At 70.5% G+C, this 24,471-nt stretch carries 22 protein-coding genes; 10 read left to right on the forward strand and 12 right to left on the reverse strand.

The features are described 5' to 3' along the window. Positions 1-73 precede the first annotated feature (73 nt). The 4 genes from AC0KS4_RS18915 (at position 74) to AC0KS4_RS18930 (ending at position 5,163) form a co-directional block, all read left to right on the forward strand. A complete protein-coding gene (locus AC0KS4_RS18915; RefSeq protein WP_238956660.1) occupies positions 74-1,468 on the forward strand; it encodes a zinc-dependent metalloprotease in 1,395 nt (464 codons plus the stop codon). 87 nt (positions 1,469-1,555) lie between these two features. Then, a complete protein-coding gene (locus AC0KS4_RS18920; RefSeq protein WP_238957365.1) occupies positions 1,556-2,371 on the forward strand; it encodes a cyclodehydratase in 816 nt (271 codons plus the stop codon). A gap of 80 nt (positions 2,372-2,451) precedes the next feature. Next, the gene (locus tag AC0KS4_RS18925) at positions 2,452-3,795 is read left to right on the forward strand and encodes a macrolide-binding ATPase MABP-1 (RefSeq protein ID WP_225326328.1); all 1,344 of its coding nucleotides are present in this window, start codon (positions 2,452-2,454) and stop codon (positions 3,793-3,795) included. A gap of 102 nt (positions 3,796-3,897) precedes the next feature. Beyond that, entirely contained in the window at positions 3,898-5,163 is a 1,266-nt protein-coding gene (locus AC0KS4_RS18930; protein ID WP_238956496.1) for an IS30 family transposase, read from the forward strand. A 41-nt stretch (positions 5,164-5,204) separates the two neighbouring features. Here the strand turns inward: AC0KS4_RS18930 and AC0KS4_RS18935 are convergent, their stop codons facing one another. The 3 genes from AC0KS4_RS18935 to AC0KS4_RS18945 all read right to left on the reverse strand — a co-directional run bounded on the left by AC0KS4_RS18935 (position 5,205) and on the right by AC0KS4_RS18945 (position 7,984). After that, positions 5,205-5,459, reverse strand: coding sequence for a WhiB family transcriptional regulator (locus AC0KS4_RS18935; RefSeq protein ID WP_225330604.1), 255 nt, complete (start codon positions 5,457-5,459; stop codon positions 5,205-5,207). A gap of 141 nt (positions 5,460-5,600) precedes the next feature. After that, a complete protein-coding gene (locus AC0KS4_RS18940) occupies positions 5,601-5,762 on the reverse strand; it encodes a hypothetical protein (protein ID WP_225330603.1) in 162 nt (53 codons plus the stop codon). 110 nt (positions 5,763-5,872) lie between these two features. Then, positions 5,873-7,984 carry an ATP-dependent DNA helicase UvrD2 gene (locus AC0KS4_RS18945; protein ID WP_238957366.1) on the reverse strand — a complete coding sequence of 704 codons (2,112 nt, stop codon included), beginning with the start codon at positions 7,982-7,984 and terminating at the stop codon, positions 5,873-5,875. Positions 7,985-8,144: 160 nt separating this feature from the next. Here AC0KS4_RS18945 and mrx1 point away from each other — a divergent pair, with 160 nt between their 5' ends. After that, entirely contained in the window at positions 8,145-8,402 is a 258-nt protein-coding gene (gene mrx1, locus AC0KS4_RS18950; protein ID WP_225330601.1) for a mycoredoxin Mrx1, read from the forward strand. 22 nt (positions 8,403-8,424) lie between these two features. On the opposite strand, the gene nudC is transcribed toward mrx1, so the two are convergent. Genes nudC through AC0KS4_RS18970 form a run of 4 tightly spaced genes read right to left on the reverse strand, consistent with a single transcriptional unit; the run spans position 8,425 to position 16,960 of the window. After that, a complete protein-coding gene (nudC, locus tag AC0KS4_RS18955) occupies positions 8,425-9,357 on the reverse strand; it encodes an NAD(+) diphosphatase (protein ID WP_238956661.1) in 933 nt (310 codons plus the stop codon). Then, the gene (locus tag AC0KS4_RS18960) at positions 9,357-10,427 is read right to left on the reverse strand and encodes a potassium channel family protein (RefSeq protein WP_238956662.1); all 1,071 of its coding nucleotides are present in this window, start codon (positions 10,425-10,427) and stop codon (positions 9,357-9,359) included. The genes nudC and AC0KS4_RS18960 overlap by 1 nt, the downstream gene beginning before the upstream one ends. Before the next feature lie 48 nt (positions 10,428-10,475). Continuing rightward, positions 10,476-13,829, reverse strand: coding sequence for an ATP-dependent helicase (locus AC0KS4_RS18965; protein WP_225341322.1), 3,354 nt, complete (start codon positions 13,827-13,829; stop codon positions 10,476-10,478). Continuing rightward, on the reverse strand, positions 13,826-16,960 hold the full coding sequence (locus AC0KS4_RS18970) for an ATP-dependent helicase (protein ID WP_238956663.1): 3,135 nt from the start codon (positions 16,958-16,960) through the stop codon (positions 13,826-13,828). Before AC0KS4_RS18970 ends, AC0KS4_RS18965 begins: the two co-directional genes overlap by 4 nt. A 122-nt stretch (positions 16,961-17,082) precedes the next feature. Between AC0KS4_RS18970 and AC0KS4_RS18975 the strand changes: the two genes are divergently transcribed. From AC0KS4_RS18975 to AC0KS4_RS18985, 3 genes are read left to right on the forward strand one after another with little or no spacing between them, the layout of a single operon-like run. Next, complete coding sequence (locus AC0KS4_RS18975; RefSeq protein WP_225329922.1) at positions 17,083-17,286, forward strand: hypothetical protein; 204 nt, start codon at positions 17,083-17,085, stop codon at positions 17,284-17,286. A gap of 48 nt (positions 17,287-17,334) precedes the next feature. Further along, entirely contained in the window at positions 17,335-18,120 is a 786-nt protein-coding gene (locus AC0KS4_RS18980; RefSeq protein WP_225329921.1) for an alpha/beta fold hydrolase, read from the forward strand. A gap of 2 nt (positions 18,121-18,122) precedes the next feature. Next, positions 18,123-18,431 (forward strand): MGMT family protein, encoded by a 309-nt coding sequence (locus AC0KS4_RS18985; RefSeq protein WP_225329920.1) that lies wholly within the window; start codon positions 18,123-18,125, stop codon positions 18,429-18,431. A gap of 18 nt (positions 18,432-18,449) precedes the next feature. Here AC0KS4_RS18985 and AC0KS4_RS18990 read toward each other — a convergent pair whose 3' ends face one another. From AC0KS4_RS18990 to AC0KS4_RS19000, 3 genes are all read right to left on the reverse strand, one after another. Continuing rightward, on the reverse strand, positions 18,450-19,304 hold the full coding sequence (locus AC0KS4_RS18990; RefSeq protein WP_225329919.1) for a TIGR02569 family protein: 855 nt from the start codon (positions 19,302-19,304) through the stop codon (positions 18,450-18,452). A gap of 35 nt (positions 19,305-19,339) precedes the next feature. Next, positions 19,340-20,533 carry an adenylyltransferase/sulfurtransferase MoeZ gene (gene moeZ, locus AC0KS4_RS18995; RefSeq protein WP_225329918.1) on the reverse strand — a complete coding sequence of 398 codons (1,194 nt, stop codon included), beginning with the start codon at positions 20,531-20,533 and terminating at the stop codon, positions 19,340-19,342. Between the two features lie 103 nt (positions 20,534-20,636). Continuing rightward, positions 20,637-21,674, reverse strand: a complete 1,038-nt coding sequence (locus tag AC0KS4_RS19000) for a DUF3152 domain-containing protein (RefSeq protein WP_225329917.1) — start codon at positions 21,672-21,674, stop codon at positions 20,637-20,639. Between the two features lie 196 nt (positions 21,675-21,870). Between AC0KS4_RS19000 and AC0KS4_RS19005 the strand changes: the two genes are divergently transcribed. Then, complete coding sequence (locus AC0KS4_RS19005; protein WP_225329916.1) at positions 21,871-22,557, forward strand: TetR/AcrR family transcriptional regulator; 687 nt, start codon at positions 21,871-21,873, stop codon at positions 22,555-22,557. Here AC0KS4_RS19005 and AC0KS4_RS19010 read toward each other — a convergent pair. Next, positions 22,554-22,820, reverse strand: a complete 267-nt coding sequence (locus AC0KS4_RS19010) for a DUF3107 domain-containing protein (RefSeq protein WP_225329915.1) — start codon at positions 22,818-22,820, stop codon at positions 22,554-22,556. The two genes, AC0KS4_RS19005 and AC0KS4_RS19010, sit on opposite strands and share 4 nt — an antisense overlap. Before the next feature lie 220 nt (positions 22,821-23,040). Here AC0KS4_RS19010 and AC0KS4_RS19015 point away from each other — a divergent pair, with 220 nt between their 5' ends. Continuing rightward, positions 23,041-23,748, forward strand: coding sequence for an MmpS family transport accessory protein (locus AC0KS4_RS19015; RefSeq protein WP_225329914.1), 708 nt, complete (start codon positions 23,041-23,043; stop codon positions 23,746-23,748). 12 nt (positions 23,749-23,760) lie between these two features. Here the strand turns inward: AC0KS4_RS19015 and AC0KS4_RS19020 are convergent, their stop codons facing one another. Next, a complete protein-coding gene (locus AC0KS4_RS19020) occupies positions 23,761-24,468 on the reverse strand; it encodes a ferritin-like fold-containing protein (RefSeq protein WP_225329913.1) in 708 nt (235 codons plus the stop codon). Between the last annotated feature and the right edge of the window lie 3 nt (positions 24,469-24,471).

The following is a 24,471-nucleotide window of genomic DNA, read 5'->3' on the forward strand; positions in this document are numbered from 1 at the left end:
ATTCGGCTGCAAGGGTCCGGTTACGTGGTTCAGCTACAAGCTGACCCGCCGTCGCGCGCCTTCCGATCCCACGGTGAGTACCGTTGGGGTCATGGCTGACCTGCCGTTCGGCTTCTCCCACGGGGAGGACCCCGACAAACCCGGGAAAAAAGATCCCGATTCGGGCTCGAACCCTTCCGACCCGTTCGCCGCGTTCGGTATGAGCGGCGATTTCGGCATGGGTGACCTGGGGCAGATCTTCACCCAGCTGGGTCAGATGTTCAGCAGCGCGGGCACCGTCGGACCCGGCGGAACGGCCTCGGGGCCGGTCAATTACGAACTGGCGCGTCGCGTCGCGTCGAATTCGATCGGCTTCGTGGCGCCGGTGCCGGCCACGACGAACTCGGCGATCGCCGACGCGGTGCACCTGGCCGAAACCTGGCTGGACGGGGCGACGGCACTGCCCGCGGGCACCGCCAAGGTGGTGGGTTGGACGCCCGCCGACTGGGTCGACAACACGTTGGAGACGTGGAAGCGGCTGTGTGACCCGATGGCCCAACAGATCTCGACGGTGTGGGCGGCGTCGCTGCCCGAGGAAGCCAAGAGCATGGCCGGCCCGCTGCTGCAGATGATGTCGCAGATGGGTGGCATGGCGTTCGGCTCGCAGCTCGGGCAGGCGCTGGGCCGGTTGTCCCGCGAGGTGCTGACCTCGACCGACATCGGTTTGCCGTTGGGCCCCAAGGGAATTGCGGCGATCATGCCCGACGCCGTCGAATCGTTCACCACCGGACTCGAGCGGCCGCGCAGCGAGATCCTGACCTTCCTGGCCGCGCGCGAGGCCGCCCACCACCGGCTGTTCAGCCACGTCCCCTGGCTGTCGAGCCAACTACTGGGCGCGGTCGAGGCCTACGCGATGGGCATGCAGATCGATATGTCGGGAATCGAGGAGCTCGCCCGCGACTTCAATCCGGCGTCGCTGTCGGATCCGGCGGCGATCGAAAACCTGTTGGGGCAGGGCGTTTTCGAGCCCAAGGCCACTCCCGCGCAGACGCAGGCGCTGGAGCGCCTGGAGACGCTGCTCGCCCTGATCGAAGGGTGGGTGCAGGTGGTGGTGGCCGCCGCCCTGGGCGACCGGATTCCGGGCGCGGGCGCGCTCGGTGAGACGCTGCGCCGGCGCCGCGCCAGCGGCGGCCCGGCCGAGCAGACCTTCGCGACGCTGGTCGGGTTGGAGCTGCGGCCGCGCAAGATGCGTGAAGCCGCCGCGTTCTGGGAGCGCCTGACGCAGGCCGCCGGGGTCGACACCCGCGACGGCATTTGGCAACACCCCGACCTGCTGCCCGACGCCGAGGACCTCGACGAGCCGGCCGGATTCATCGACCGGGTCATCGGCGGCGACACCAGCGGCATCGACGAGGCGATCGCCAAACTCGAGCGCGAGGGCCAGGATCCGGAGGGGCCGGGCCCCGGCACCGGTTCTGTGGATAACTGAGCGGAGCCATTGCCTCCTGCGTGACACAGTTGCGCGGTGACTCAGCAGTGCCAGGCGGTGCTGTCCACCTATGCGCTGGACCCGGCGATGCCGGTGCTGCTGCGGCCCGATGGCGCCGTCCAGGTCGGCTGGGATCCCCGCCGCGCGGTGCTGGTGCGCCCCCCGAGCGGCTTGGCCGCCGCCGAACTGGCCACGCTGTTGCGGTCCATGTCGTCCCCGACCCCCCTGCCGGAGCTGCAGCGGCGGGCGCTCGACCGTGGCCTGACCGACGCCGACGGCCTGAGAAGCCTGGTGGCCCAACTCGTCGACGCCGGGGTGGCGACCGAATGCGGGCGACCGCGCGGCCGGGCCCCGTCGGTGCGCGTGCACGGCCGCGGGCCGCTCTCGGAGCTGCTGATGGAGTCGTTGCGCTGCTCGGGCGCCCGGATCGCGCACAGCAGCCAACCGCACGCCGCGGTGTCGGCCGGCGACGTCGACCTGGTCGTGTTCTCGGACTACCTGGTCGCCGACCCGCGCATGGTGCGCGATCTGCACGATCAGGGCGTCGCGCACCTGGTGGTGCGGGTGCGCGACGGCATCGGGCTGGTGGGTCCGCTGGTGATCCCCGGCGTGACGAGCTGCCTGGCCTGCGCGGACCTGCACCGCCGGGACCGCGACGCGGCGTGGCCGGCGATTTGTGCGCAGCTGCGGGAGACCGTCGGCGTCGCCGACCGCGCCACCGTGCTGGCGACCGCGGCGCTGGCGCTGTCTCAGGTGAACCGGGTGATCGCGGCCGTGCGCGGGCAAGAGGCGACCTCCGATGCGAAGCCACCCCAGACGCTCAACGCGACGCTGGAATTCGATCTGCACGCCGGCGCGATCGTCGCGCGGCAATGGGAGAAACACCCGTTGTGCGCCTGCTGATGCGGGCGCACCCGCTGACCTGGGCCTACGGATTGTGACAACGAGCGTTGTCGTCTTCTCTCCACATCGCGCAGGTCATCATGGATGATGGTTACGTGGCAGACATCAAACGGGGCCGGGCTGCGCGTAACGCCAAGCTGGCCAGCATTCCGGTCGGATTCGCCGGTCGGGCAGCGCTCGGATTCGGTAAACGGCTGACGGGTAAGTCCAGGGACGAGGTCCAGGCCGAGCTTCTCGAGAAGGCCGCCCACCAATTGTTTACCGTCTTGGGTGAGCTCAAGGGCGGCGCGATGAAGGTGGGCCAGGCGCTGTCGGTGCTCGAGGCCGCGATCCCCGAGGAGTTCGGCGAGCCCTACCGCGAGGCGTTGACCAAGCTGCAGAAGGACGCCCCGCCGCTGCCCGCGGCCAAGGTGCACCGGGTGCTCGACGCCCAACTGGGCACCAAGTGGCGCGAGCGGTTCAGTTCGTTCGACGACACCCCGGTGGCCTCGGCCAGCATCGGCCAGGTGCACAAGGGGGTGTGGTCCGACGGCCGCGAGGTGGCGGTCAAGATCCAGTACCCCGGAGCCGACGAGGCGCTGCGGGCTGACCTCAAGACCATGCAGCGGCTGGTCGGGGTGTTCAAGCAACTCGCGCCGGGCGCCGACATCCAAGGCGTGGTCGACGAGCTGATCGAGCGCACCGAGATGGAGCTGGACTACCGGCTCGAGGCCGAGAACCAGCGCGCCTTCGCCAAGGCGTATCACGACCACCCGCACTTCGCGGTGCCGCGCATCGTGGCCAGCGCGCCGAAGGTGGTGATCCAGGAGTGGATGCAGGGCACCCCCATGGCGGAGATCATCCGGCACGGCACCGTCGAGCAGCGCGACCTGATCGGCGCCCGCCTGCTCGAGCTCACGTTCGACGCGCCGCGCCGGCTGGAGATGCTGCACGGCGACGCCCACCCGGGCAACTTCATGCTGCTCGACGACGGCCGCATGGGCGTGATCGACTTCGGCGCCGTCGCGCCGCTACCCGGCGGCTTGCCGATCGAGCTCGGCATGAGCATCCGGCTCGCCCGCGACAAGAACTACGACCTGCTGTTGCCGACGATGGAAAAGGCCGGCTTCATCCAGAAGGGCCAGCAGGTGTCGGTGCGCGACATCGACGACATGCTGCGCCAGTACGTCGAACCGGTCGAGGTCGACGTCTTCCACTACACCCGCAAGTGGCTGCAGAAGATGTCGGCCATCGAGATCGACCGGTCCGTGTCGCAGATCCGCACCGCCCGGCAGATGGACCTGCCGCCCAAGCTGGTGATCCCGATGCGGGTGATCATGTCGGTGGCCGCGATCCTGTGTCAGCTGGACGCCCACGTGCCGATCAAGGCACTCTCCGAAGAGCTGGTGCCCGGGTTCGCCGAACCGGACAGCGCGGTCGTCTAGTTCGCGCGGTCGTGGAGTTCACGAAAGTGCAACTACCGACGCCGACACTCGCTTGATTTCAAGGGATGGATGCAACACATCTTCTGAGTGAGGAGTGTTGCGATGGCCAATGGGACGTTGCGGTCGCGGGTTCCGGTGTTTTGGGAATGTGTTCGGCGGGGCCTTGATCCGGGCTCGGCGGGCGTGGCCGTCGGCGTGTCGCAAGGCACGGGTCGGCAGTGGTTCCGTGAGGCTGGCGGGGTGAAACCCCGTTTCAGGACACCGAATATCTGCGGTCCCCGGCCGCGGTTGAGCTTGCAGGAACGCATCGAGATCCAGGCCGGTGTGCATGCCCAGGAATCTTTGCGCTCGATCGGGCGCCGGTTGGGCCGGCCAGCATCGACGATTAAGCGTGAGATCGACAGCAACTGCGAGTTGCGTAACCGCCATACGGGCTGCAAATCGGGGTATCGGCGCAAAGAGGCGTTCGGGGCCCGCCAAAGCGGCAAGACCGCGAGCGTGCGCTATCTGGCCGTGTCGGCGCATGACCGTGCCGCTGATCGGGCGCGGCGCCCCAAGACCCGCAAGCTCGCGATCAATGACAGGCTGCACGCCGAAGTGCAGACTCGGTTAAAACAGTTGCATAGCCCAACTCAGATAGCCGCGCGGCTGCGCCGCGACTTCCCTGATGATCCGGAGATGCGGGTGTCCCACGAGGCCATTTACCAGGCCATTTACGTTCAGGGCCGCGGCTCGTTGCGCCGCGAGCTGCATCGGTGCCTGCGGACCAAACGCGCGGTGCGCCGATCCCAGCACCAGCCCGGGGCCCGCCGCCACGGACGTATCCCCGACATGGTCAATATCAGCCAACGCCCACCCGAGGTCGCCGACCGTGCCGTCCCCGGTCACTGGGAAGGCGACCTGATCCTGGGCAGCACCAAATCGGGGTCCGCGATTGGCACTCTGGTTGAGCGCACCACCCGTTTTGTCATGCTCTTGCACCTGCCCGATGACCACGGCGCCCTGGCGGTGCAAAACGCCATCGTGGCCAAAATGGCCGAGTTGCCCGACCATCTACGCCGCTCGTTGACCTGGGACCAGGGCAAGGAGTTGACCAACCACCTCGCCATCGCTGACGCCACTGACTTGGATATCTACTTCTGCGATCCACACTCGCCGTGGCAACGCGGTAGCAACGAGAACACCAATGGGCTTTTGCGCCAATACTTTCCGAAAGGCACCGACCTATCGGTCTATGGCGCCGGCTACCTGGACTACGTCGCCGCCGAACTCAACGGACGACCACGCCAAACCCTGGACTGGAATACACCCGCCGAAGCCCTCAACGAACTATTGTCCAAACCACCCACCGTTGCATCCACCGCGTGAAACCACCTCGGGAAACGTGTCGGCAGTTGCACTTTCGCGTCCTAGGCGGCCGCCTTGCGGGGGCGTCCCCGTGGTCGTTTGAAGCTCAGGACCGAACCACGGTCGAAGATCTCGCCGCCCCACACGCCCCACGGTTCGGCCCGTTCCAGCGCGGCCGCCAGACATTGGCGGCGCACCGGGCAGTCGACGCACAGCGACTTGGCGCGCTCGAGATCGGCCGGGGCTTCGGCGAACCAGAGATCGGGATCGCCGGCGTGACACGGCAAATCCGGCCTGGGGGCTGTCGGTGCCGACATGTCTACCACCTACTTCCTGGTCTGGGTTGCTGTCCTTGGCGGTGATCCGGACCAGGTCGAAAAGTGTCTACCCGACAACTATGGCCACGGATCCTTGACTTCGGGGTCCGTGGCCATCTGGGTGAAAACCGGGGCTGGTACTTACCTTGCCTGCGGTGGGCCCCCGACTCCTACGGACGCGTCGGTCGCGGCGGCGGCGCGATGCTTACGCGCGGCCGCCGACACGGCGGCGTGTGCGGCATGGGCGATACCCGCGGACAGGTCGGGGCTCGTCACGCCTACACCGAACGCGTCGCTGATCATCGTGGCCACCCTCCTTCCGCCGTGCCGATTCCGTAGTGCGCAGTTGCGGTATCGAGGGTAAACGGTCACCGTCGCCGTCACAACCGATTTTGTACCTGCGGGTTTACCGGTCAGCGACCGCGAACCAGCTCCAGCACGTCGGGACCGTACTGTTCGAGCTTGCGCGCGCCGATGCCGGGAATCGCGATCAGCGCCTCGTCGTCGTCGGGCCGCAGCTCGGCGATGGCGATCAAGGTGTTGTCGGTGAAGACGACGTAGGCGGGCACCTTCTGTTCCTTGGCGACGTCGAGCCGCCACGCCTTGAGCCGCAGTAACAGGTCCTCGTCGATGTCGGCCGCGCACGTCTCGCAGCGGCGCAGCATGACGGCCGCCGGAGTGGTCAGGTTGTTGTTGCAGATCCGGCAGCGGGTCACGGTGGCGCGGTTGCGCCGAGACTTGTTCGGCCCCGGCTCGGCCCGCGCCTGGGGTGCGATGCCGTTGAGGAACCGCGACGGCTTGCGGCCCTGGCGCCCGCCCGGGCTACGGGCCAGCGCCCAGCTGAGCGCCAAATGCGTTCGGGCCCTGGTGATTCCGACGTAAAGCAGGCGGCGCTCCTCCTCGACCGCCTCGCTTTCGGCGCCGTGCGCCAGGGCGTGCGAAATGGGCAGCGTGCCGTCGGCCAACCCGACCAGAAACACCGCGTCCCACTCGAGTCCCTTGGCGGCGTGCAGCGACGCCAGCGCGACGCCCTGCACCACCGGCGGGTGCCGGGCGTCGGCGCGCATCCGAAGCTCCGCCAGCAGCCCCGGGAAGTCCAGCTGCGGGCGTTGCGCCACTTCGTCGTCCACCAGTTCAGCCAGCGCGCTCAGGGCTTCCCAGCGCTCGCGGGCCCGGGTGCCGACCGGTTCCTGGGCCGTCAGCCCCAACGGTTCCAACACCGCGCGCACGACGTCCGGCAGGGGCGCGTCGGCACCATCCTCAGCGCCGCGCTCGGCGGCGCGTTGCAGCGCCAGCAGGGCCTGTTTGATCTCCTGGCGATTGAAGAATCCCTCGCCGCCGCGGATCTGGTAGGCGATGCCCGCCTCGGTCAACGCCTCCTCGTAGATCTCCGACTGCGCGTTGACCCGATACAGCACGGCGATCTCGGACGGCGGGGTGCCCGATTCGATCAGCCGCGCGATCGACACCGCGACCGCGGCGGCCTCGGCCGGTTCGTCGGGATGCTCGTGAAACGTCGGCGCCGGGCCCGGTGCGCGCTGGCCCACCAGGTGCAGCTTGCTGCCGGCGACCCGCCCGCGCGCCGCGGCGATCACCTGGTTGGCCAGCGACACCACCTGGGGGGTGGACCGATAGTCACGCTCCAGGCGCACGACGGTGGCATCGGGGAAGCGGCGGGAGAAGTCGAGCAGGAACCGCGGCGACGCCCCGGTGAACGAGTAGATGGTCTGGTTGGCATCGCCCACCACCGTCAGGTCGTCGCGGTCGCCCAACCAGGCCGTCAGCACCCGCTGCTGCAACGGCGTGACGTCCTGGTATTCGTCGACCACGAAGCAGCGGTAGCGGTCACGGAACTCCTCGGCCACCGCCGGGTCGTTTTCGATCGCGGCCGCGGTGTGCAGCAGCAGGTCGTCGAAATCGAGCAGGGTGACGTGTTCGCCGCGGGCTTTGAGGGCCTCGTAGGCGGCGTAGACGCCGGCGATCTGGGCGGCGTCCAGGGGGATGTCCCGCCCCGCGGCGGCCACCGCGGCGGGGTATTCCTCGGGACCGATCAGCGACGCCTTGGCCCACTCGATCTCGCCCGCCAGGTCGCGCACGTCGTCGGTGCCGGCATTGAGCCGGATCCGGCCGGCCGCCCGGGCCACCACGGCGAACTTGCTGTCCAGCAGCTGCCAGCCCGTGTCACCGACCACCCGCGGCCAGAAGTACCGCAACTGCCGGTGCGCGGCCGCGTGAAAGGTCAGGGCCGAGACCCCGCCGACCGCCGGTCCCGTGCCCGCCGCGGCGTCGATCGCCCGCAACCGGGAGCGCATCTCCCCCGCCGCCCGCTGGGTGAACGTGACCGCCAGCACCTGGCCGGCGGCGACATGACCGCCGGCGACCAGCTGGGCGATCCGGTGAGTGATGGTGCGGGTCTTGCCCGTTCCGGCGCCCGCCAGCACACAGACCGGGCCGCGCGGAGCCAGCACGGCCTCGCGCTGCTCGTCGTCCAGCCCGGCTGTCAGTGGATCGGCGACCGTCGGCATGGCGTCCATAGTGGCTTCCCATACTGACAAGTCGCCGACGAAGGCGATGCATCGCCACGCCCGAATCGGATGCCCTGGCGTGTCGCGCCGGCGAGTCGCATCCCACTCCTCCGCATCCCGCCGCGCGGAATGCATCGTCGCCGGGCTACGTTATCGGGCTATGACGACCACTGCCCCGCTCACCGTCTACACCACCTCCTGGTGCGGCTACTGCCATCGGCTCATGACGGTGCTCAAGTCCAACGGAATTCCGTACGAGGCGGTCGACATCGAGCACGACGCGGCGGCGGCTGACTTCGTCAGCTCGGTCAACGGCGGCAACCGAACGGTCCCGACGGTGAAGTTCGCCGACGGGTCGACGCTGACCAACCCGAGCGCGGCCCAGGTGAAGGCGAAGCTGGCCGAGACCGGCAACTGAACGTCGCCGTCCGGCGCCCGGGTCAGTCGATCGCGGCCCAGGATTCGATGATCACCCGAGCGATCGAAATCGACCCGGGCAGTAGGAGTTTGGACTCCGAGGAACTCGACCAATCCCCGGCCGCCAGGGCCTCGCGCACCTCATCGCGGGTGAACCACGCCGCCTCGGCGATCTCGCCGTCGTTGAACGAGAAATCCTGCGCCGGATCGCCGACGGCGTGGAAGCCGACCATCAGCGAGCGCGGGAACGGCCACGGCTGACTGCCCAGGTAGCGCACGTCGCGCACGGTCAGCCCGATCTCCTCGCGGATCTCCCGAGCCACACATCCCTCGAATGACTCACCGGCCTCGACGAATCCGGCCAGCAGCGAGAACATCCGCTCCGGCCACACCGCCTGGCGTGCCAGCACCGCGCGGTCGCCGCCGTCGTGCACCAGACAAATCACCGCCGGGTCGATGCGCGGGAACTCCTCGTGCCCGGTGACCGGGTTGACGCGTGACCAGCCCGCCCGTGCCGGGCGTGTCGGTGCGCCGTCGACCGAGCTGAACCGCGACTTCTCATGCCAATTCAGCAGCGCCACAGCCGATGACATCAGCTGGCCGCTGGTGTCGTCGAAGATCGGGCCGAGGCTGCGCAGGTTCACCACCTCGGTATGCGTGTCGGGATCCTCCGGGGCTTGCAGGGCGCCGCGGATCGCCCACACGTGGCGGCCGTCCTCGAGGCGCCCCAGAAACACCGCCTCCGACGGCGGCTTGTCGCCCAGCTCGGCGGCGGCGCCCAGCACCACGCGACCGTCGGCGACCAGCACCTGATTGCGCGAGTCCACCCGCAGCAGCGCCGCCCCGGCCCAGCCCGCGGTGGCCGCTTCGACGTCGGTGCGCAGCTGATCGGCTCGGTCGGCGCCGACGCGCGACAGCAACGGGACGCTGCGCAGCTGAAAGTCCGCGATCGCCATCAGTGCCCGACGCTTCGGATGTAGAGCAGCCGGTCGTTGGCCTCGACGGCGTCCACCTCCGGGGCATCGATGCGCCACAGGTGGCCGTCGCGCACCACGCCGAGCACGATGTCGCGCAAATGCCGCGGCGAGCCGCCGACTTCGCTCTGCTCAACCTCGCGCTCGGCGATCGCCAGGCCGGCGTCGGGGGTCAGCAGGTCCTCGATCATCTCCACGACGCTGGGCGTCGTGGTGGCCAGCCCGAGGAGGCGACCGGCGGTCGCCGACGAGACCACCACCGAGTCCGCGCCCGACTGCTGCAGCAGGTGCTGGTTTTCGGTCTCGCGGATCGAGGCGACGATCTTCGCCTTGGGCGCGATCTCTCGCGCCGTCAGCGTCGCCAGCACCGCGGTGTCGTCGCGGCTGGCGGCGACGATGATGGACGCGGCGTGCTGGGCCCCGGCCAGCCGCAGCACATCGGCCTTGGTGGCGTCGCCGTGCACGGTGACCAGGCCGGCGCTCTCGGCGTGCTCGAGCGTGCTGCGGTCGGTGTCGACGACGACGACCTCCGTCTGGATCGTTTCGTCGCCGAGGATGGCGGCGACCGCCGTTTTCCCCTTGGTGCCATAGCCGATCACTATGGTGTGGTTGCGCACTCTGCTCCTCCAACGCTGAATCTTCCACCCTTGGCGAGACCGCTCGGAGAGCACTTCGAGCGTGGTGCCGACCAGCACGGCCAGGAACGCGATCCGCAGCGTGGTGAAGATCAGGGTGTGCACCAGGCGCGCGGTTTCGGTGTACGGCGTGACGTCGCCATAGCCGGTCGTCGACAGCGAAACCGCCGAGAAATACAGGCAGTCCAAAAAAGTCAGCGGCTCGTTGCGCACATCGCGGAAACCGTCGCGGTCCAGGTAGACGATGACGGCCGCGCCGAACAGCACCACCAGGGCGATGGCCAGGCGGCGGGTGATGACGCGGATGGGACTGGCGTGCTCCTCGGGGATGCGCACCACGCTGATCAGCTGGTGACCGCGCTGGGCGGTCAGCGCTTCATCCAGACCGCTCAGCTTTCGCGACCTACCGTTGCCCACGGCGGCCCGTCATCGGCTTGATTTCCGCGCACGAGACACGCACGCGTCTTATGTAACCACGGGCACCACCTCCCCCATACTCGGGCGGCGCGGGTCACACCGGAGGCCGCCCGGATCGCTCAGCAATCCGGCCACCTCGGCGGCACCCGGCAGTTCGTCGGGGACGACGGTGGTGCGGGCGCGCACGTAGTAGAAGGCGGTGCGCACCGACGATTCCGGGACCCCGGCCAGCGCCGCCCAGGCCATCCGGTACACCGCAAGCTGGACGGCGGCCTGGCGCAGCGCCTCCGGGCCGCGCGGCGGTTCACCGGTCTTCCAGTCCACCACGGTCGCGCCGCCATCGGGGTCGGCGAACACCGCGTCGATGCGCCCGCGGACCAGGGTGTCACCGATCGGCATCTCGAACGGCACCTCGACGGCGACGGGAGTCCTTGCGGCCCACGGTGATTCGGTGAACGCTGCTTGCAGTTGCGACAATTCGGCGGTGTCGCCGACGTCGGAGTCCGCGGCCCCCGGCAGATCGCCGAGATCGAACAGGCATTCGGCGCCGTAGAACTTCTGGACCCAGGCGTGAAACGCGTTGCCCAGCAGCGCATGCGGGTCCGGCCGCGACGGCAGCCGATGCCTCAACCGCTGCGCGGCGCCCGCCGGGTCGCGCGCCAGGCCCACCAGGGAGCTGACCGACAACTGCCCGGGCAGCTGCCGGCTCGGCGGCTCGGTCAGCCGCGCACGTTCGGCCAGCAAGGCGTCGACGTCGGCGGCCCAGCCGTCGACGTCGGCGCACGGCTGGGCGGGCCCGGCGGCCAGCGCCCGGCTCACCAGCGCCGCGCCGCGCTCGACCTCGTTGCGCCGCACGGCCAGCGGGTCGGCGGGCCACACCGCTTCGATAACGTTGTCGCGTAGCGGGTTTCGCTCGCCGCCGGCGGGCGGCGGCGCCCAGTGCTCCACGGTTCCGCAGGGGTCGCCGGCCGCGGCCGCGCCGTCGATGACGTCCTTGATCTCCACCAGGAAGTCCGACGGGCCACGCGGCTTGATCCCGGTGGCGCCCCACTGGTGTCCCGATAGCAGCAGCGTGTCCTCGGCCCGGGTGATGGCGACATACAGCAATCGGCGCTCCTCGTCGACTCGCCGCTGATCGAGCTGGCGGCGGTGCTCGGAGATCTTGTCCGACAGTTGTTTTCGGTTGGTGACGTCCGAGGTGTCGAGCACCGGGATGCCCAGCGCGCCCGCGGCGGCGCGGTCGCCGCGCAGCAGCGGCGGCAGCTCCGCCGCGTCTGTGAGCCAGGTGCTCTTGGACGCGGTCGACGGGAACGTCCCGCCCGACAGGTGTGCGACCGCCACAACCTGCCATTCCAGCCCCTTCGCGGAGTGCACGGTGAGCACCTGGACGCGGTCGCGCGCGGCGGCCAAGGGGGCTGGCGCCAAACCGTTCTCGACCGTCTCGGCGGCATCCAGAAACGCCAGCAGGCCGGCCACCGAGGCGGTCGCGGACGCGTCCAGTCGCGTGGCCGCGCCGTCGGCGCGCTCGGCGTAACCGGCGACGACGTCGGCGAAGGCGTCAAGGTGCTCGGTGCCGGCCCAGCCCGCTGCCACCCCCGCCGCCGCCCGGACTTCGCAGTCGACGCCCAGCACGCGGCGCACCTCGGCCACCAGGTCGGCGAGGGGATGGCCGAGGTGGGCGCGCAGGGCGTTCAGCTCGGCGGCCAGCGCGGTGATGCGCTGATATCCCGCCGCCGAATACGAGCCCGCCGGACCCGGATCGGCGATCGCGTCGGCCAGGCAGACGGTGTCGGCGTCGACGTGGGAGGGGCCGGCGGCGCGCGCGATCGCCTCGGGCGAGGGCGGCGCGGCGTCCGCCGCGCTTCCGCCGAACGCGCGCGCTCGCTGCCACAGCGCGGCGATGTCGCGGGCGCCGAGGCGCCAGCGCGCGCCGGTGAGCACCCGCATCGCCGCCGCGCCGGCCGTCGGGTCGGCGACCAGCCGCAGCATGGCCACCACCTCGGCGACCTCGGGAACCGACAGCAGCCCGGCCAGCCCGACGACCTCGACGGGAATGCCGCGCGCCCGCAACGCGTCGGCTATCGGCGCGGCGTCGGCGTTGCGCCGCACCAACACCGCGGCCGTCGGCGGGCTCACGCCGTCGGCCCGGGCCCGCCGGTAGTGGGCCTCGAGGTGGTCGGCGATCCACTCGCGTTCGGCCACCACGTCGGGCAGCAAGGCGCAGCGGACGGTGCCGGGCGGGGCGTCGGGGCGCGGGCGCAGCGCGTGCACGGCCACCGATCGCCGTCGCGCTTCGGCGGATACGGCGTTGGCGACCCGCAGGGTCCGCGGCGGATTGCGCCAGCTGGTCCGCAATTCCAGCACGGGCGCGGGGCTGCCGTCGGAGCGGGGAAAGTCGGTGGTGAACCGGGGCAGGTTGGTCGCCGAGGCCCCGCGCCAGCCGTAGATGGACTGGATGGGGTCGCCGACGGCCGTCAGCGCCAACCCGTCGTCGACCCCGCCGCCGAACAGGGCCGACAGCGCGATGCGCTGGGCGTGGCCGGTGTCCTGATACTCGTCGAGCAGCACCACCCGGTAGCGGGCGCGCAGGTCCTCGCCGACCTGGGGGAAGCTCGCCGCCAGCCGCGCCGCCGACGCCATCTGCATCCCGAAATCCATCACCTTCGCGGCGTGCATGCGCTCGTTGAGCGCATCCAGCAGTGGCACCAACTCCGCGCGCTCGGTCTGGGTGCCCAACAGCCGCAGCAACCACTGGCTGGGCCCGCGCTCCCGCTGATAGGGACCAGCGGGCAGGGCATGGACGAGCCGCTCCAGCTCCACGTGGGTGTCGCGCAGCTGGCCGGTGTCGACGAGGTGTTCGGCCAGCTGCCCCCACAGCCGCAACACCATCGAAGTGACCGCGGAAGGGGTCTTGTCGGTGTGCAGCTCGCCGCGGTACCCGTTGACGACGTCGAAAGCCAGCTGCCACAGCTCGGTTTCGCTGAGCAACCGGGTGTCGGGCTCGACGGGCAGCAGCAGCCCGTAGTCGCGCAGCAACGAGCCTGCGAACGCGTGGTAGGTGCTGATCACCGGCGCGCCCTCGGGCTCGGCGGCATTGCCGGCGGGGCCCGTCGCGCCCAGGCCGACGCCGGCCAACCGGGCCAGCCTGGACCGGACCCGGCGCAGCAGCTGGCCGGCGGCCTTGCGGGTGAACGTCAGCCCCAGCACCTGCGCGGGTTCGGCGTAGCCGTTGGCGATCAGCCACACCACCCGCGCGGCCATCGTCTCGGTCTTACCGGCGCCGGCACCGGCGATGACGACCAGCGGCCCCGGCGGCGCGGCGATGACCGCGGACTGTTCCTCGGTCGGCGGGAAAAGGCCTAGCGCACAAGCCAATTCACTCGGGCTGTAGCGGGCCTTCATCGGGCCGCCCCGTCGGTGTGCGCCGGACAGCACGGCCGGATGGGGCAGTGCGTGCACCCGTCGTTGCGCCGCGCGACGAACTGCGGGCCGGCCGTCGCGTCCGCCGCTCGCCGGATGACCTGTCGCCATTCGTCGCCGCCGGCCGCCGTGAGCGGGTCCTGTTCCCGTTCGACGGCCCCCGCCGCACCGGTCTTGCCGACGTAAACCAGCCGCGCCCCACCGGGTTCCACAGTGTCGCCGCCGGAGACCACCAGGCCTTCGGCCACCGCCAGCTGATACATCGCCAGCTGGGCGTGTTGTTGGGCGTCGTCCTTGCTGACCGGGGACTTGCCGGTCTTGACGTCGACGATCACCAGCCGGCCGGCGGCGTCGCGCTCCAGCCGGTCGACGCGACCGCGCAACCGAACCTGTTCCCCGTCACCGGTTTCCAGGGTTCCGTCGATCTCGACCTCGACGCCGACCTCGGTGAGCGCGCCGCGGCTCTGGCTTCGCCACTCGATGAACGCCTCGAGCATCGCGCGGTGACGGGCCAGCTCGTTGTGCGAATGCCATTGCGCCTCAATGGGTAGATGCTGCCAGGCGCGCTCCAGCTCGGCCACCAGTTCCGATTCGCTCCGGTGCGGTTCGGCGATCAGCGCGTGCACCACCGAGCCGATGGTGGAGCGCAGATCGCGCGGGTTGGTTCCGCCGTGCCGTTCGGCCAGCCAGCGCAGCGGGCAGTCGGTCAGTGTCTGCAGGGTCGACGGGGTCAGCGTGACGACGCCGTCACCGCCCCCCAGCGGTTCACCGGTGCTCACCGGGGTCAGGCCGTGCCAGCCGACCGGATCGGCGCCGGGCACCCCGGCTTTGGCCAACCGGGCCAATTGTGTTGCCGCGCAATCGCGGGCGAGCTCGTCCACCGCCCCGTCAGGGGCGCAGACCACGCCACGCAGGCGGCCCACCAGCGCGGCCGCCGACAGCACTCGCGGCGCCGAAACAGGTTGCAGCGCAGCCCCATCCACGTCCTCGTCGGCCCACTGCGCGATGTCGTAGAAGAACGGCGACGGCAGCGTGGCCGCGTGGTCCGCCCCGCCGGTGTCGCTGTCGACGGCCGTCACCAGCAGTCGCCGGCGGGCGCGGCCCATCGCCGCCACCAGCAACCGGCGCTCCTCGGCCACCAGGGGCGCGCGCAACGAGGCGTCCGCGGTGACCCCGTCCAGCTCGTCGAGCAGCCGCTGGGTGGCCAGCACACCGCCGCGCGGAACGGTGTTGGGCCACAACCCATCCTGCAATCCGGCGATGACCACGAAATCCCATTCGTGTCCCAGCGCGGCGTGCGCGCTGAGCACCCTGACCTGCTCGGCCGTGGCAATTGGCTCGGGGCCGGCGCTCGGCAGCTGCAGCGCGGCGACGTGCTCGACCAGGCCGCGCAACGACGCGCCCGAGGTGCGCGACACGTAGTCGTCGGTGATGTCGAACAACGCGGTCACCGACTCGAGATCCCTGGCGGCCTGGGCGGCCCCGGGGCCACCGCGCTCGCTGACCGACAGCCAGCGGCGCTGCAGCCCCGACCGGTGCCAGGCGGCCCACAGGGTGTAGCGCGGGTCTTGACCGGCGTCGTGGCACCGCGCGGCCGCATCCAGCACCGCGCGGACCTTGCGCAGCGAACGGAACTGCGGACCCGGCGGCACGGCGCCCGACAGCGCCTCGACCACCAGCTCGGCGAAATCGCCCGGCGGGCGATCGGGGTTGGCGCGCTGCAGTGTTCGGCGCAGCTGGCGCAGCGACACCGGGTCGACCCGACCGATGGGGCCGGTCAGCAACGCCAGCGCGCGCGCTCCGTCCAGCCCGTCGGCGGCGGCCGACAGCACGGTCAGCAACGCGCGCACCGCCGGCTCCTCGGCCAACGGCCCGATGGTGGCGGCCGCGGCCACCGGCACCGCGGCGGCGGCCAGCGCGCGCGGCAACCGCGTGCCGGCCCGCGGCACCGACCGCACGATGACCGCCATCTGCGACCAGGGCACACCGTCGACGAGGTGCGCCCGTCGCAGCGCGTCGGCGATCGCCGCCGCCTCGGCGTGCGCCGAGGCGGCCAGCCGCACCGTGACCGACCCCTCCCCCGCCCCGGCGCCGTCGATCCGGCGGCCGGCGGCGCCGCCGGGCAACCGGGCGGCGATGCCGCTGACGGCGCGGGCCACGGCGGGCGCGCAGCGATGCGACGTCGTCAACGTCACCGTCGGGGCGTCGCCGTTGAGCAGCCCGGCCGGTTCGCCGCCCCGGAAGCCGAACACCGCCTGGTTGGGGTCACCGGCGACCAGCGCCAGCTCCGCGCCCGCCGCCAGCACGCGAACCAGGCGCGCCGCCTGAGGGTCGAGCTGTTGGGCGTCGTCGACCAGCAGGACGCGGATCCGGCCGCGTTCGGACGCCAGCAGCTCGGGATCGACGGCGAACGCCTCGAGCGCCGCGCCCACCAATTCGGCGGCGCCCAGCGCGGGGGCCTTTGCCTCCGGCGCCGCCGTGCCGACCGCCGCGCGCAGCAACATCACCTGTTCGTACTGGCGCGCGAACTGACCGGCGGCCGTCCATTCCGGCCGGCGGCAACGACGGCCCAGCCGCTCCAGTTCCTGGGGCTCGACACCGCGTTCGGCGCAGCGGGCCAACAGGTTTCGCAGTTCGGTGGCGAACCCCGCGGTGCTCAGCGCCGGCCGCAGCTGCGCCGGCCATGCGGCGGCCGCGCGTGGCCCGTCGTCGAGGTCTCCGGCCAGCAGTTCCCGGATGATGGCGTCCTGTTCGGCGCTGGTGACCAGCCGCGGGGGGGCATCACCGGCGCGCTCGGCGGCACGCCGCAAGACCGCGTAGGCGTACCCGTGCACGGTCCGCACCAGCGGTTCGCTGACGGCGACCCGGCCCGGACCGCTCGGTCGCGAGCGCAGCAACGCCGTCGTCAACGCGCTGCGCTCGGCCATCCCGAGCCGACCGGAACCCGTAAGCAGCAGAACCGATTCCGGGGCCATCCCGGCGTCGATCTGGGCGACCGCGGCGTCGACCAGCAGGCTGCTCTTCCCGGTGCCGGGGCCGCCCAACACGCGAACGACACCACGCGCACCGGGCGCCAGCAGAGCGCTCGCGTCGGCCTGCCACGTGTATGCCATGGCTGCATGCAATCACCAGGGTGTGACAAGTGGACCCGGCCGGCGCCGACCCGGCCTCGTACCCTGGAAGCCGGAGCAGCGCGAAGAATGGTCTCGACGCACGGAAGGAGGGGTGAAAGACCATGACGGACGACGAACACGGCTTTCCCACCGACGAGGCGCCCGAAGGCGACGCGGTGGAGCAACTGCGGCCCGCCGATTCCGACGACGAGGCCGGCCTGGACACCGATTACGTGAGCGCCCGGGACCGCGAAGCCAACGAAGCCGACGTGATCGAGCAGGCCTACGTGGTGTCCGCGGACGACGATCGGGACGACGATCGCTGAGGACCGACCCCTGAGGACCGCCCGCGACGCGGCTGGCACCATCGACGGGTGACCGCTGAGTTGTACGTCCACCGCTACGGCCCGCCAGGCCCGGCGCGGATATTGGCGCTGCACGGGTTGACGGGGCACGGGCAGCGTTGGCAGCAGCTTTCGGGCTTGCTGCCCGAGATCGGGCTGGCCGCACCGGATCTGCTCGGCCACGGCCGGTCCTCGTGGGCGGCGCCGTGGACCATCGACGCCAACATCTCCGCACTGGCCGCCCTCCTCGACGACCAGGCGGGCACGCCCGTGGTGGTGGTCGGCCACTCGTTCGGCGCAGGCCTCGCCATGCACCTGGCCGCGGCCCGCCCGAACCGGGTGGCGGGGCTGCTGCTGCTGGATCCGGCGATCGGATTGGACGGCGCGTGGATGCGCGACATCGCCGAGGCCATGTTGTCCTCGCCCGACTATCCGGACGCGGAGGAAGCGCGCATGGAAAAGGTGCACGGCTCGTGGTCGGATGTCGAGCCCGCACTGCTCGACGCCGAGCTCGACGAGCATCTGATCGCGCTGCCCAACGGCCGCTATGGCTGGCGCATCAGCCTGCCCGCGATGATGGCGTACTGGAGCGAGCTCGCCCGCGACGCCGTGCTGCCCCCGGCGCAGACGCCGACGATCCTGGTGCGCGCCAAGCGAACATCGCCGCCCTACGTCACCGACGAACTCGTCGCGGGCCTTGCGCAGCGGCTGGGATCGCGTTTCCGGCTACTGGATTTCGACTGCAACCACATGGTGCCCTACGCCAAGCCCGACGAAGTCGCCGCGCTGGCCCGCGAGTTGCTGGAAGCCCGCTGACCGTGGCGCCGGTGACCGACGATCAAGTCGAGCGGGTGCGGGCGCTGGTCGCCGCCATCCCGTCCGGCAGGGTGGCCACCTACGGCGACATCGCCTCCGTCGCAGGGCTTTCCAGCCCGCGGATCGTCGGCTGGATCATGCGGACCGACTCCTCGGACCTCCCGTGGCACCGGGTGATCACCGCATCCGGCCGCCCGGCGCGCCACCTGACCACCCGCCAGCTGGAGCTGCTGCGCGCCGAGGGCGTGCTCGCCCACGACGGCAGGATCGCGCTGGGCGAGGTTCGTTACGAATTCCCCGACGGGGTTTAGTGGCGGGACGCCACGCGGCTAGAGCACCAATCGGACCAGCGCCGCGGTGCGGGCCAGCCCGGGGAACGCCTCGGCGGTGGACCGCGGGTGCAGCGCGTGGACCGCAAGGCGAAACATCAACGCCCGCAACAACATCTGCGGCCATTCCGGCAGCGCGTTCCAGCGTTCGATGAGTCCGTCGTCGGCCTCGCCCCAGGACAACGCGTCGATGACGGCCACGCCCGCCGCCCACGACGCGGGCCGCCAGTACGGGGTGATGTCGGTGATGCCCGGCGCCGCGGTGCCCACGAAAAGCACTGTGCCGTAAAGGTCCCCGTGGACCAGCTGGTTGGGACTCTTGGTCGGCTTGCGCAACGTGGCGAGCTGGTTGAGCAGCTCCACCGAGCGCTCGGCGTCCGCGGTCGCCGGGGCCACCCGCGCGCCGGGCGGCACCGAGGCCAGCGGCCGTTCCTCCCACGCCGCGCGGTCGGCGGCGATGAAGATGTCGACGTCCCCCCAGGGCGCCGTGGGCCCCTGGGTCAGAAAGCGGGGGCGCTCCAATTTGCCCGTCGCCTCGTGCAGGCGCACCGCCGCCGAGACGACCTCGTCGTGGCGGGGCTCCGGTGTCCCGGCGACGAAGGTGTCCGCCCGCCACCCGGAAACGACGTAGCGCCCGTCGGTGGAACGGACCGGACGGGCCAGCCGGACCCCGTCGACGAACAACGTCTCGCGGACCCGCGCGGACCACGACGCCCGGGCGTTGTCGGCCACCAGCGACAGGACGACTTCGCCGCACCGCCAGCCGCCCTCCCAGCTGGCGCCCAGATAGACGGGTTTGACGCCGGCCAAGCCGAACGCCGACAGCACATGGTCCGGCGGTGGCTCGACTGTCACACCGGTACTCTAATCGAGTCCAACAGCGGCGAAGCTCAGTACAGGACCATGTCGGGCTGTATCTGCTGCGCCCAGGCCACAATTCCGCCCTGCAGATGCACCGCATCGGCGAATCCCGCCTGCTTCAGCGCCGCCAGCGCCTGCGCCGAGCGCACGCCCGTTTTGCAATACAGCACCGGCATGCGGTCCCGCGGCAGCTTTGCCAGGCCCTCACCGGAGTTGATCGAGGACTGCGGGATCAGCTGCGCCCCGTCGATGTGCACGATGTCGAACTCCACGGGCTCGCGGACGTCGATCAGGGCCAGCTCCTTGCCGGAATCCAGCAGCTCACGCAGCTCCCGCGGGGTGATGGCGGAGTCGCCGTCGCCGCCGGCTGAGGGGCCGGCCACCGCGCCGCACAACTGCTCGTAGTCGACGAGCTCGGTGATCTTCGGCCGCGACGCGTCGGACGGATCCCGGCGAATCGCGATGGTGCGATAGGTCATTTGCAGCGCGTCGTAGATCATCAACCGGCCCAACAGCGATTCGCCGATGCCGGTGATGAGTTTGATCACCTCGGTGCTCATCACCGAGGCGACCGAGGCGCAGACGATGCCCAGCACGCCGCCTTCGGCGCACGACGGAACGGTGCCGGGCGGCGGGGGTTCCGGGTAGAGATCGCGGTAGTTGAGGCCGCGCCCATCCGGCGCATCCTCCCAGCACACCGAGATCTGCCCCTCGAATTGGGAGATCGACCCCCACACGTACGGCTTTTTCGCCAGCACCGCGGCGTCGTTGATCAGGTACCGGGTGGCGAAGTTGTCGGTGCCGTCCACGATCAGGTCGTAGCGGCCGAACAACTCGACGGCGTTCGTCGAGTCCAGGCGCACCTCGTGCAGGCGCACGTCGACGAGCGGGTTGATCGCGGCCATCGACTCCCGCGCCGAGACGGCCTTGGGACGGCCGACGTCGGCCACGCCGTGAATGATCTGGCGGTGCAGGTTCGATTCCTCGACCACGTCGAATTCGACGATGCCGATCGTGCCCACGCCGGCCGCGGCCAGGTAGAGCAAGGTGGGCGCCCCCAGCCCGCCGGCACCGATCACCAGCACCCGGGCGTTCTTGAGCCGCTTCTGCCCGTCGACGCCCAGGCCGGGAATGATCAGGTGGCGGCTGTAGCGCGCCACCTCGTCTCCGGTCAGGTGGTCTGCGGGTGCCACCAGAGGCGGCAACGACGACACGGACACCATCTCCTCGGTTCGGCTTCGCGGTTCGGCTTCTCAAACCATCACAGCAGCCCGCCGGGACGACGGCAACGAGACGCTGCGCGCATCGTAGGGGGGCTGGGCCCGGCTAGGCGATCGGGTACGGCCAGGGGTTGAAGCGGCAGGTCTTCCCGTCGGCCTTGACGGTGTCCGGGTCGAATTGCGCGGCGTCGTTGTTGGACGTGGAGAACGTCTGCTGCATCATCACCGGCGCCAGGGCGCCCTGCTGCTCGCAGGCCTCGTGGTGCAGGTATCCGATGGCGTGGCCCACCTCGTGGTTGATCACGTACTGCCGGTACGAACCGATGTCCCCTTCGAACGGCACGGCGCCGCGCACCCAGCGCGCCTCGTTGATGAAGACCCGGGCCTCGCGGCTGGCGCCGAAAACCGGGTTGTAGCAGGAGGTCTCCAGCCGGAATTCGTAGCCGCACCCCTCCCGCACCGTCACCGGCGACACCAGCGAGATCCGAAAGTCGGGTTTTGCCCCGGCGGCGCCGTCGACCCGGATGAAGGCGAACTGCGGGTTGTGCGTCCAGCCCTTCGGATTGGCGAGCGTCTGGTCGACCATCTGGGCGAATGCTTCGTCGCCGCCGAACATCGTCGGGTCGATGCCGTTCTCCACCTCGACCGTGTACCGGAACACCTTGGCGGTGCCCTGCCCGATCTGGGGCGTCGTCCCCGGCACCACGTGCCACGTCTTGTCGCCCGCTTCGGTGAAGGGGCCGCCGTCCGGCAACGTCCCGGCCGGCAGGTTGGCGTCGAACGCGGCGAGGCCACGCGGCGGCGCGTCGATGATCGTGGTGCCCACCGCGCCGATCGCGGGCGGACTCTCGATGGGCTGACTCGCCGTCGGCTTCGACGCGCCGGCGCCGGTCACCGTCTGATACATGACCACGGCCGTCAGCACCGCCAGCACGGGCAGCGCGTACGCGCGCCAGCCGTAGGTGGAGACGAACCGCCCCAGCCACGTTTGTTTGCGCCACTGCCGCTGCCGCCCACGGTCGGCCCGCGCGCGCCCGGCTTCCGGGGCGGCCAGCGGATCACGCAGCGCCCGCAGCGGTTCGCGCCACTCGTCGCGGAGCATCGGCACGCGACCGGTGCTGCGCGGGGGCCGCTGCGACGTCATTTTCCCAGGATTACACAGCGCACCAGCCGCGCCGACCGTGGCGCGCCCGAATCCCCCGCCCGACACCGCTTCTGCCAGGGCGACAACCGCGATGGCGGCAGGTCCAACCCCGCGGGTAGTAAGGTCTTTTAACGAGCTGCGAGCGGCTGGCCCCGGTGAACCGACGGTCGGCCGCCGACAATCAGATGAGGACTCGATGAGCGAACTCGCCAAGATGCCGGCACGGCGTGCCGTCAGATCGGCCGACCGCGGCCGGCCGGCGGACGGTGCCGGGGCTACCAACCGGCGAGGAAACCGGCTACCCCGCGATGAGCGCCGCGGCCAGCTGCTCATCGTCGCCAGCGACGTCTTCGTCGACCGCGGCTACCACGCGGCCGGCATGGACGAAATCGCCGATCGGGCCGGGGTCAGCAAACCCGTTCTCTACCAACACTTTACGAGCAAGCTCGAGCTGTACCTCGCGGTGCTGGCGCGGCACGTGGAAAACCTGGTCTCCGGCGTTCAGCAGGCGCTGAGCGCCACCAAGGACAACCGCCGGCGGTTGCACGCCGCGGTTCAGGCGTTTTTCGATTTCATCGAGCACGACAGCCAGGGTTACCGGCTGATCTTCGAGAACGACTACGTCACCGAACCCGAGGTGGCCGCCCAGGTGCGCGTGGCGACCGAATCCTGCATCGACGCGGTGTTCGCGTTGATCAGCGAGGATTCCGGGCTGGACCCGCACCGCGCGCGGATGATCGCCGTCGGGCTGGTCGGCATCAGCGTCGACTGCGCCAGGTACTGGCTCGACTCCGACCGCCCGATCTCCAAGGCGGACGCCGTCGAGGGCACCGTCCAGTTCGCCTGGGGCGGACTGTCACACGTGCCGCTGACCCGGTCCTAACGCCCCTTGCCGGCGTGTTTCCCGGCTTCGATTTCGGCACCGATCCCGAAGCCGACCCGTCGCGCGTCGGCGACGCCGATCTCGACGTAGGCGATCTTGGTGGTGTGGATCAGGTAGCGACGGCCCCGCTCGTCGCTCAGTCGCAGCAGACCCGATCCCTCGCTGAGCGCGGCACTGACCAGTTCTTCGACTTCGGCGGGTGTCTGGTCGCTGGCGAGGACCAACTCGCGCGGACTATCCGTGATCCCGATCTTGACCTCCACGGTCACCCCTTCCGTAGGTATATGAAGTCTTGCGCGGGCGGCGACGTCCCAGCCCTGTCAGCAGCAGGCTAGTGGACGCGGCCGACCCCCACCCCGTCGCGTCCCCACACTTCGCGGTCAGCGAAACTTCGGTCGCGCGCCGATAACGATTCGCTTGCAGGTTGTCACACACACCCGCGCGATACCCGATCCGTGCTTTCACATGGCTAACTTCGGCCCCATGGGTACCACATTGCCGCACCTCGACGACCGGATCCGGAGCTACCCGGACGACGACGCTGACGACTGCGACACCGACCCCTACCTGCACGCCGACTACAACTGGACGGGCTGGCCGAGCGACTCGCGCTGGCGGCCCGCGACGGCGATCCTCGGCGCGGTGGTGGCCGTCGGCGCCATCGCCACCGCCGTCATCATCAACAGCGGCGACAGCGCCTCCACCAAGGCCACGCTGGGAGCGCCGGCTCCCCACCCGGTGACCTCAGCGCCCGCGACCACCAAGGCGTCCGCGCCACCGAACCCCTCACGCGTGGCCCAGTTGCCGCCGGAGACCGTGACGACCGTCACCACACCGAGCGCCGCGCCGAGTACCCCGGCGGCCCAAACACCCACGGCCGCACCGCCTCTCGCGCCGCCGCCGCCGACGGCCACGCTGAACCCGCGTACCGTCGTCTACAGCGTGAGCGGGACCAAGCAGCTGCTGGACCTGGTGAACGTCGTCTACACCGACGCGCGCGGCGTCCCGCAGAGCGAGTTCAACGTGTCGCTGCCGTGGTCGAAGGTGGTGGTCCTGAATCCCGGGGTGCAGACCGAATCCGTGGTCGCGACCAGCTTCTACGGCCAGCTCAGCTGCTCGGTCTTCAACGCCGCCGGCCAGCGGGTCATGGCGTCGGCCGCCCCTTCGAACATGGCGACCTGCTCACACTGAGTGACCTGCGGGTCAGCTCAGGCCCAATTCGTGCATGCGGCGGTCGTGCGTCTTCTGCAACCGATCGAAGAACGCGTTGAGCTGGCCCAGCCCGCCGGCGCCCGACATCACCAGGTCGACGAGTTCGTCGTGGTCGGCCAGCAGGTACTGGGCCTGGGTGATCGCCTCGCCGAACAGGCGGCGTGACCACAGCGCCAGCCGGCTGCGCTGTTTGCCGCTGGACGTGACGGCCGCGCGCACCTCGGCGACGACGAACTGCGAGTGCCCGGTCTCCGCCAGCGCCCCCCGCACCACGTCGGCGACCTCGTCGGGCAGCCCGTCGGCGATCTCCAGATACAGATCGGCGGCCAGGGCGTCGCCGACATACGTCTTCACCAAAGCTTCCAGCCACGTGCTGGGCATCGTCAGGCGGTGGTAGTTCTCCAGCGCCGACACGTACTTCGACATCGCCGGCACCACGTCGACGCCGCGGCTTTCCAGCGCGTCGCGCAGCTGCTCATAGTGCTGCATCTCGGCGGCGGCCATGCTCGCCATTGAGATCCGTCCGCGCAGGTCAGGCGCCATCCGCGCCTCGTCGGTGAGCCGGTAGAACGCGGCGATCTCACCGTAGGCCAAGACCGCGAACAACTCGTTGACCCCGGGGTGATCGGCCGACAGTCGTGGGGCAGCCGGTTCGTCCACTTGGTCGGTGGAAGAGGGCTGGTAAGAGGGCCGGGTCATGGC

The organism is Mycobacterium sp. NTMscope_MAC_12, assembly GCF_976985675.1.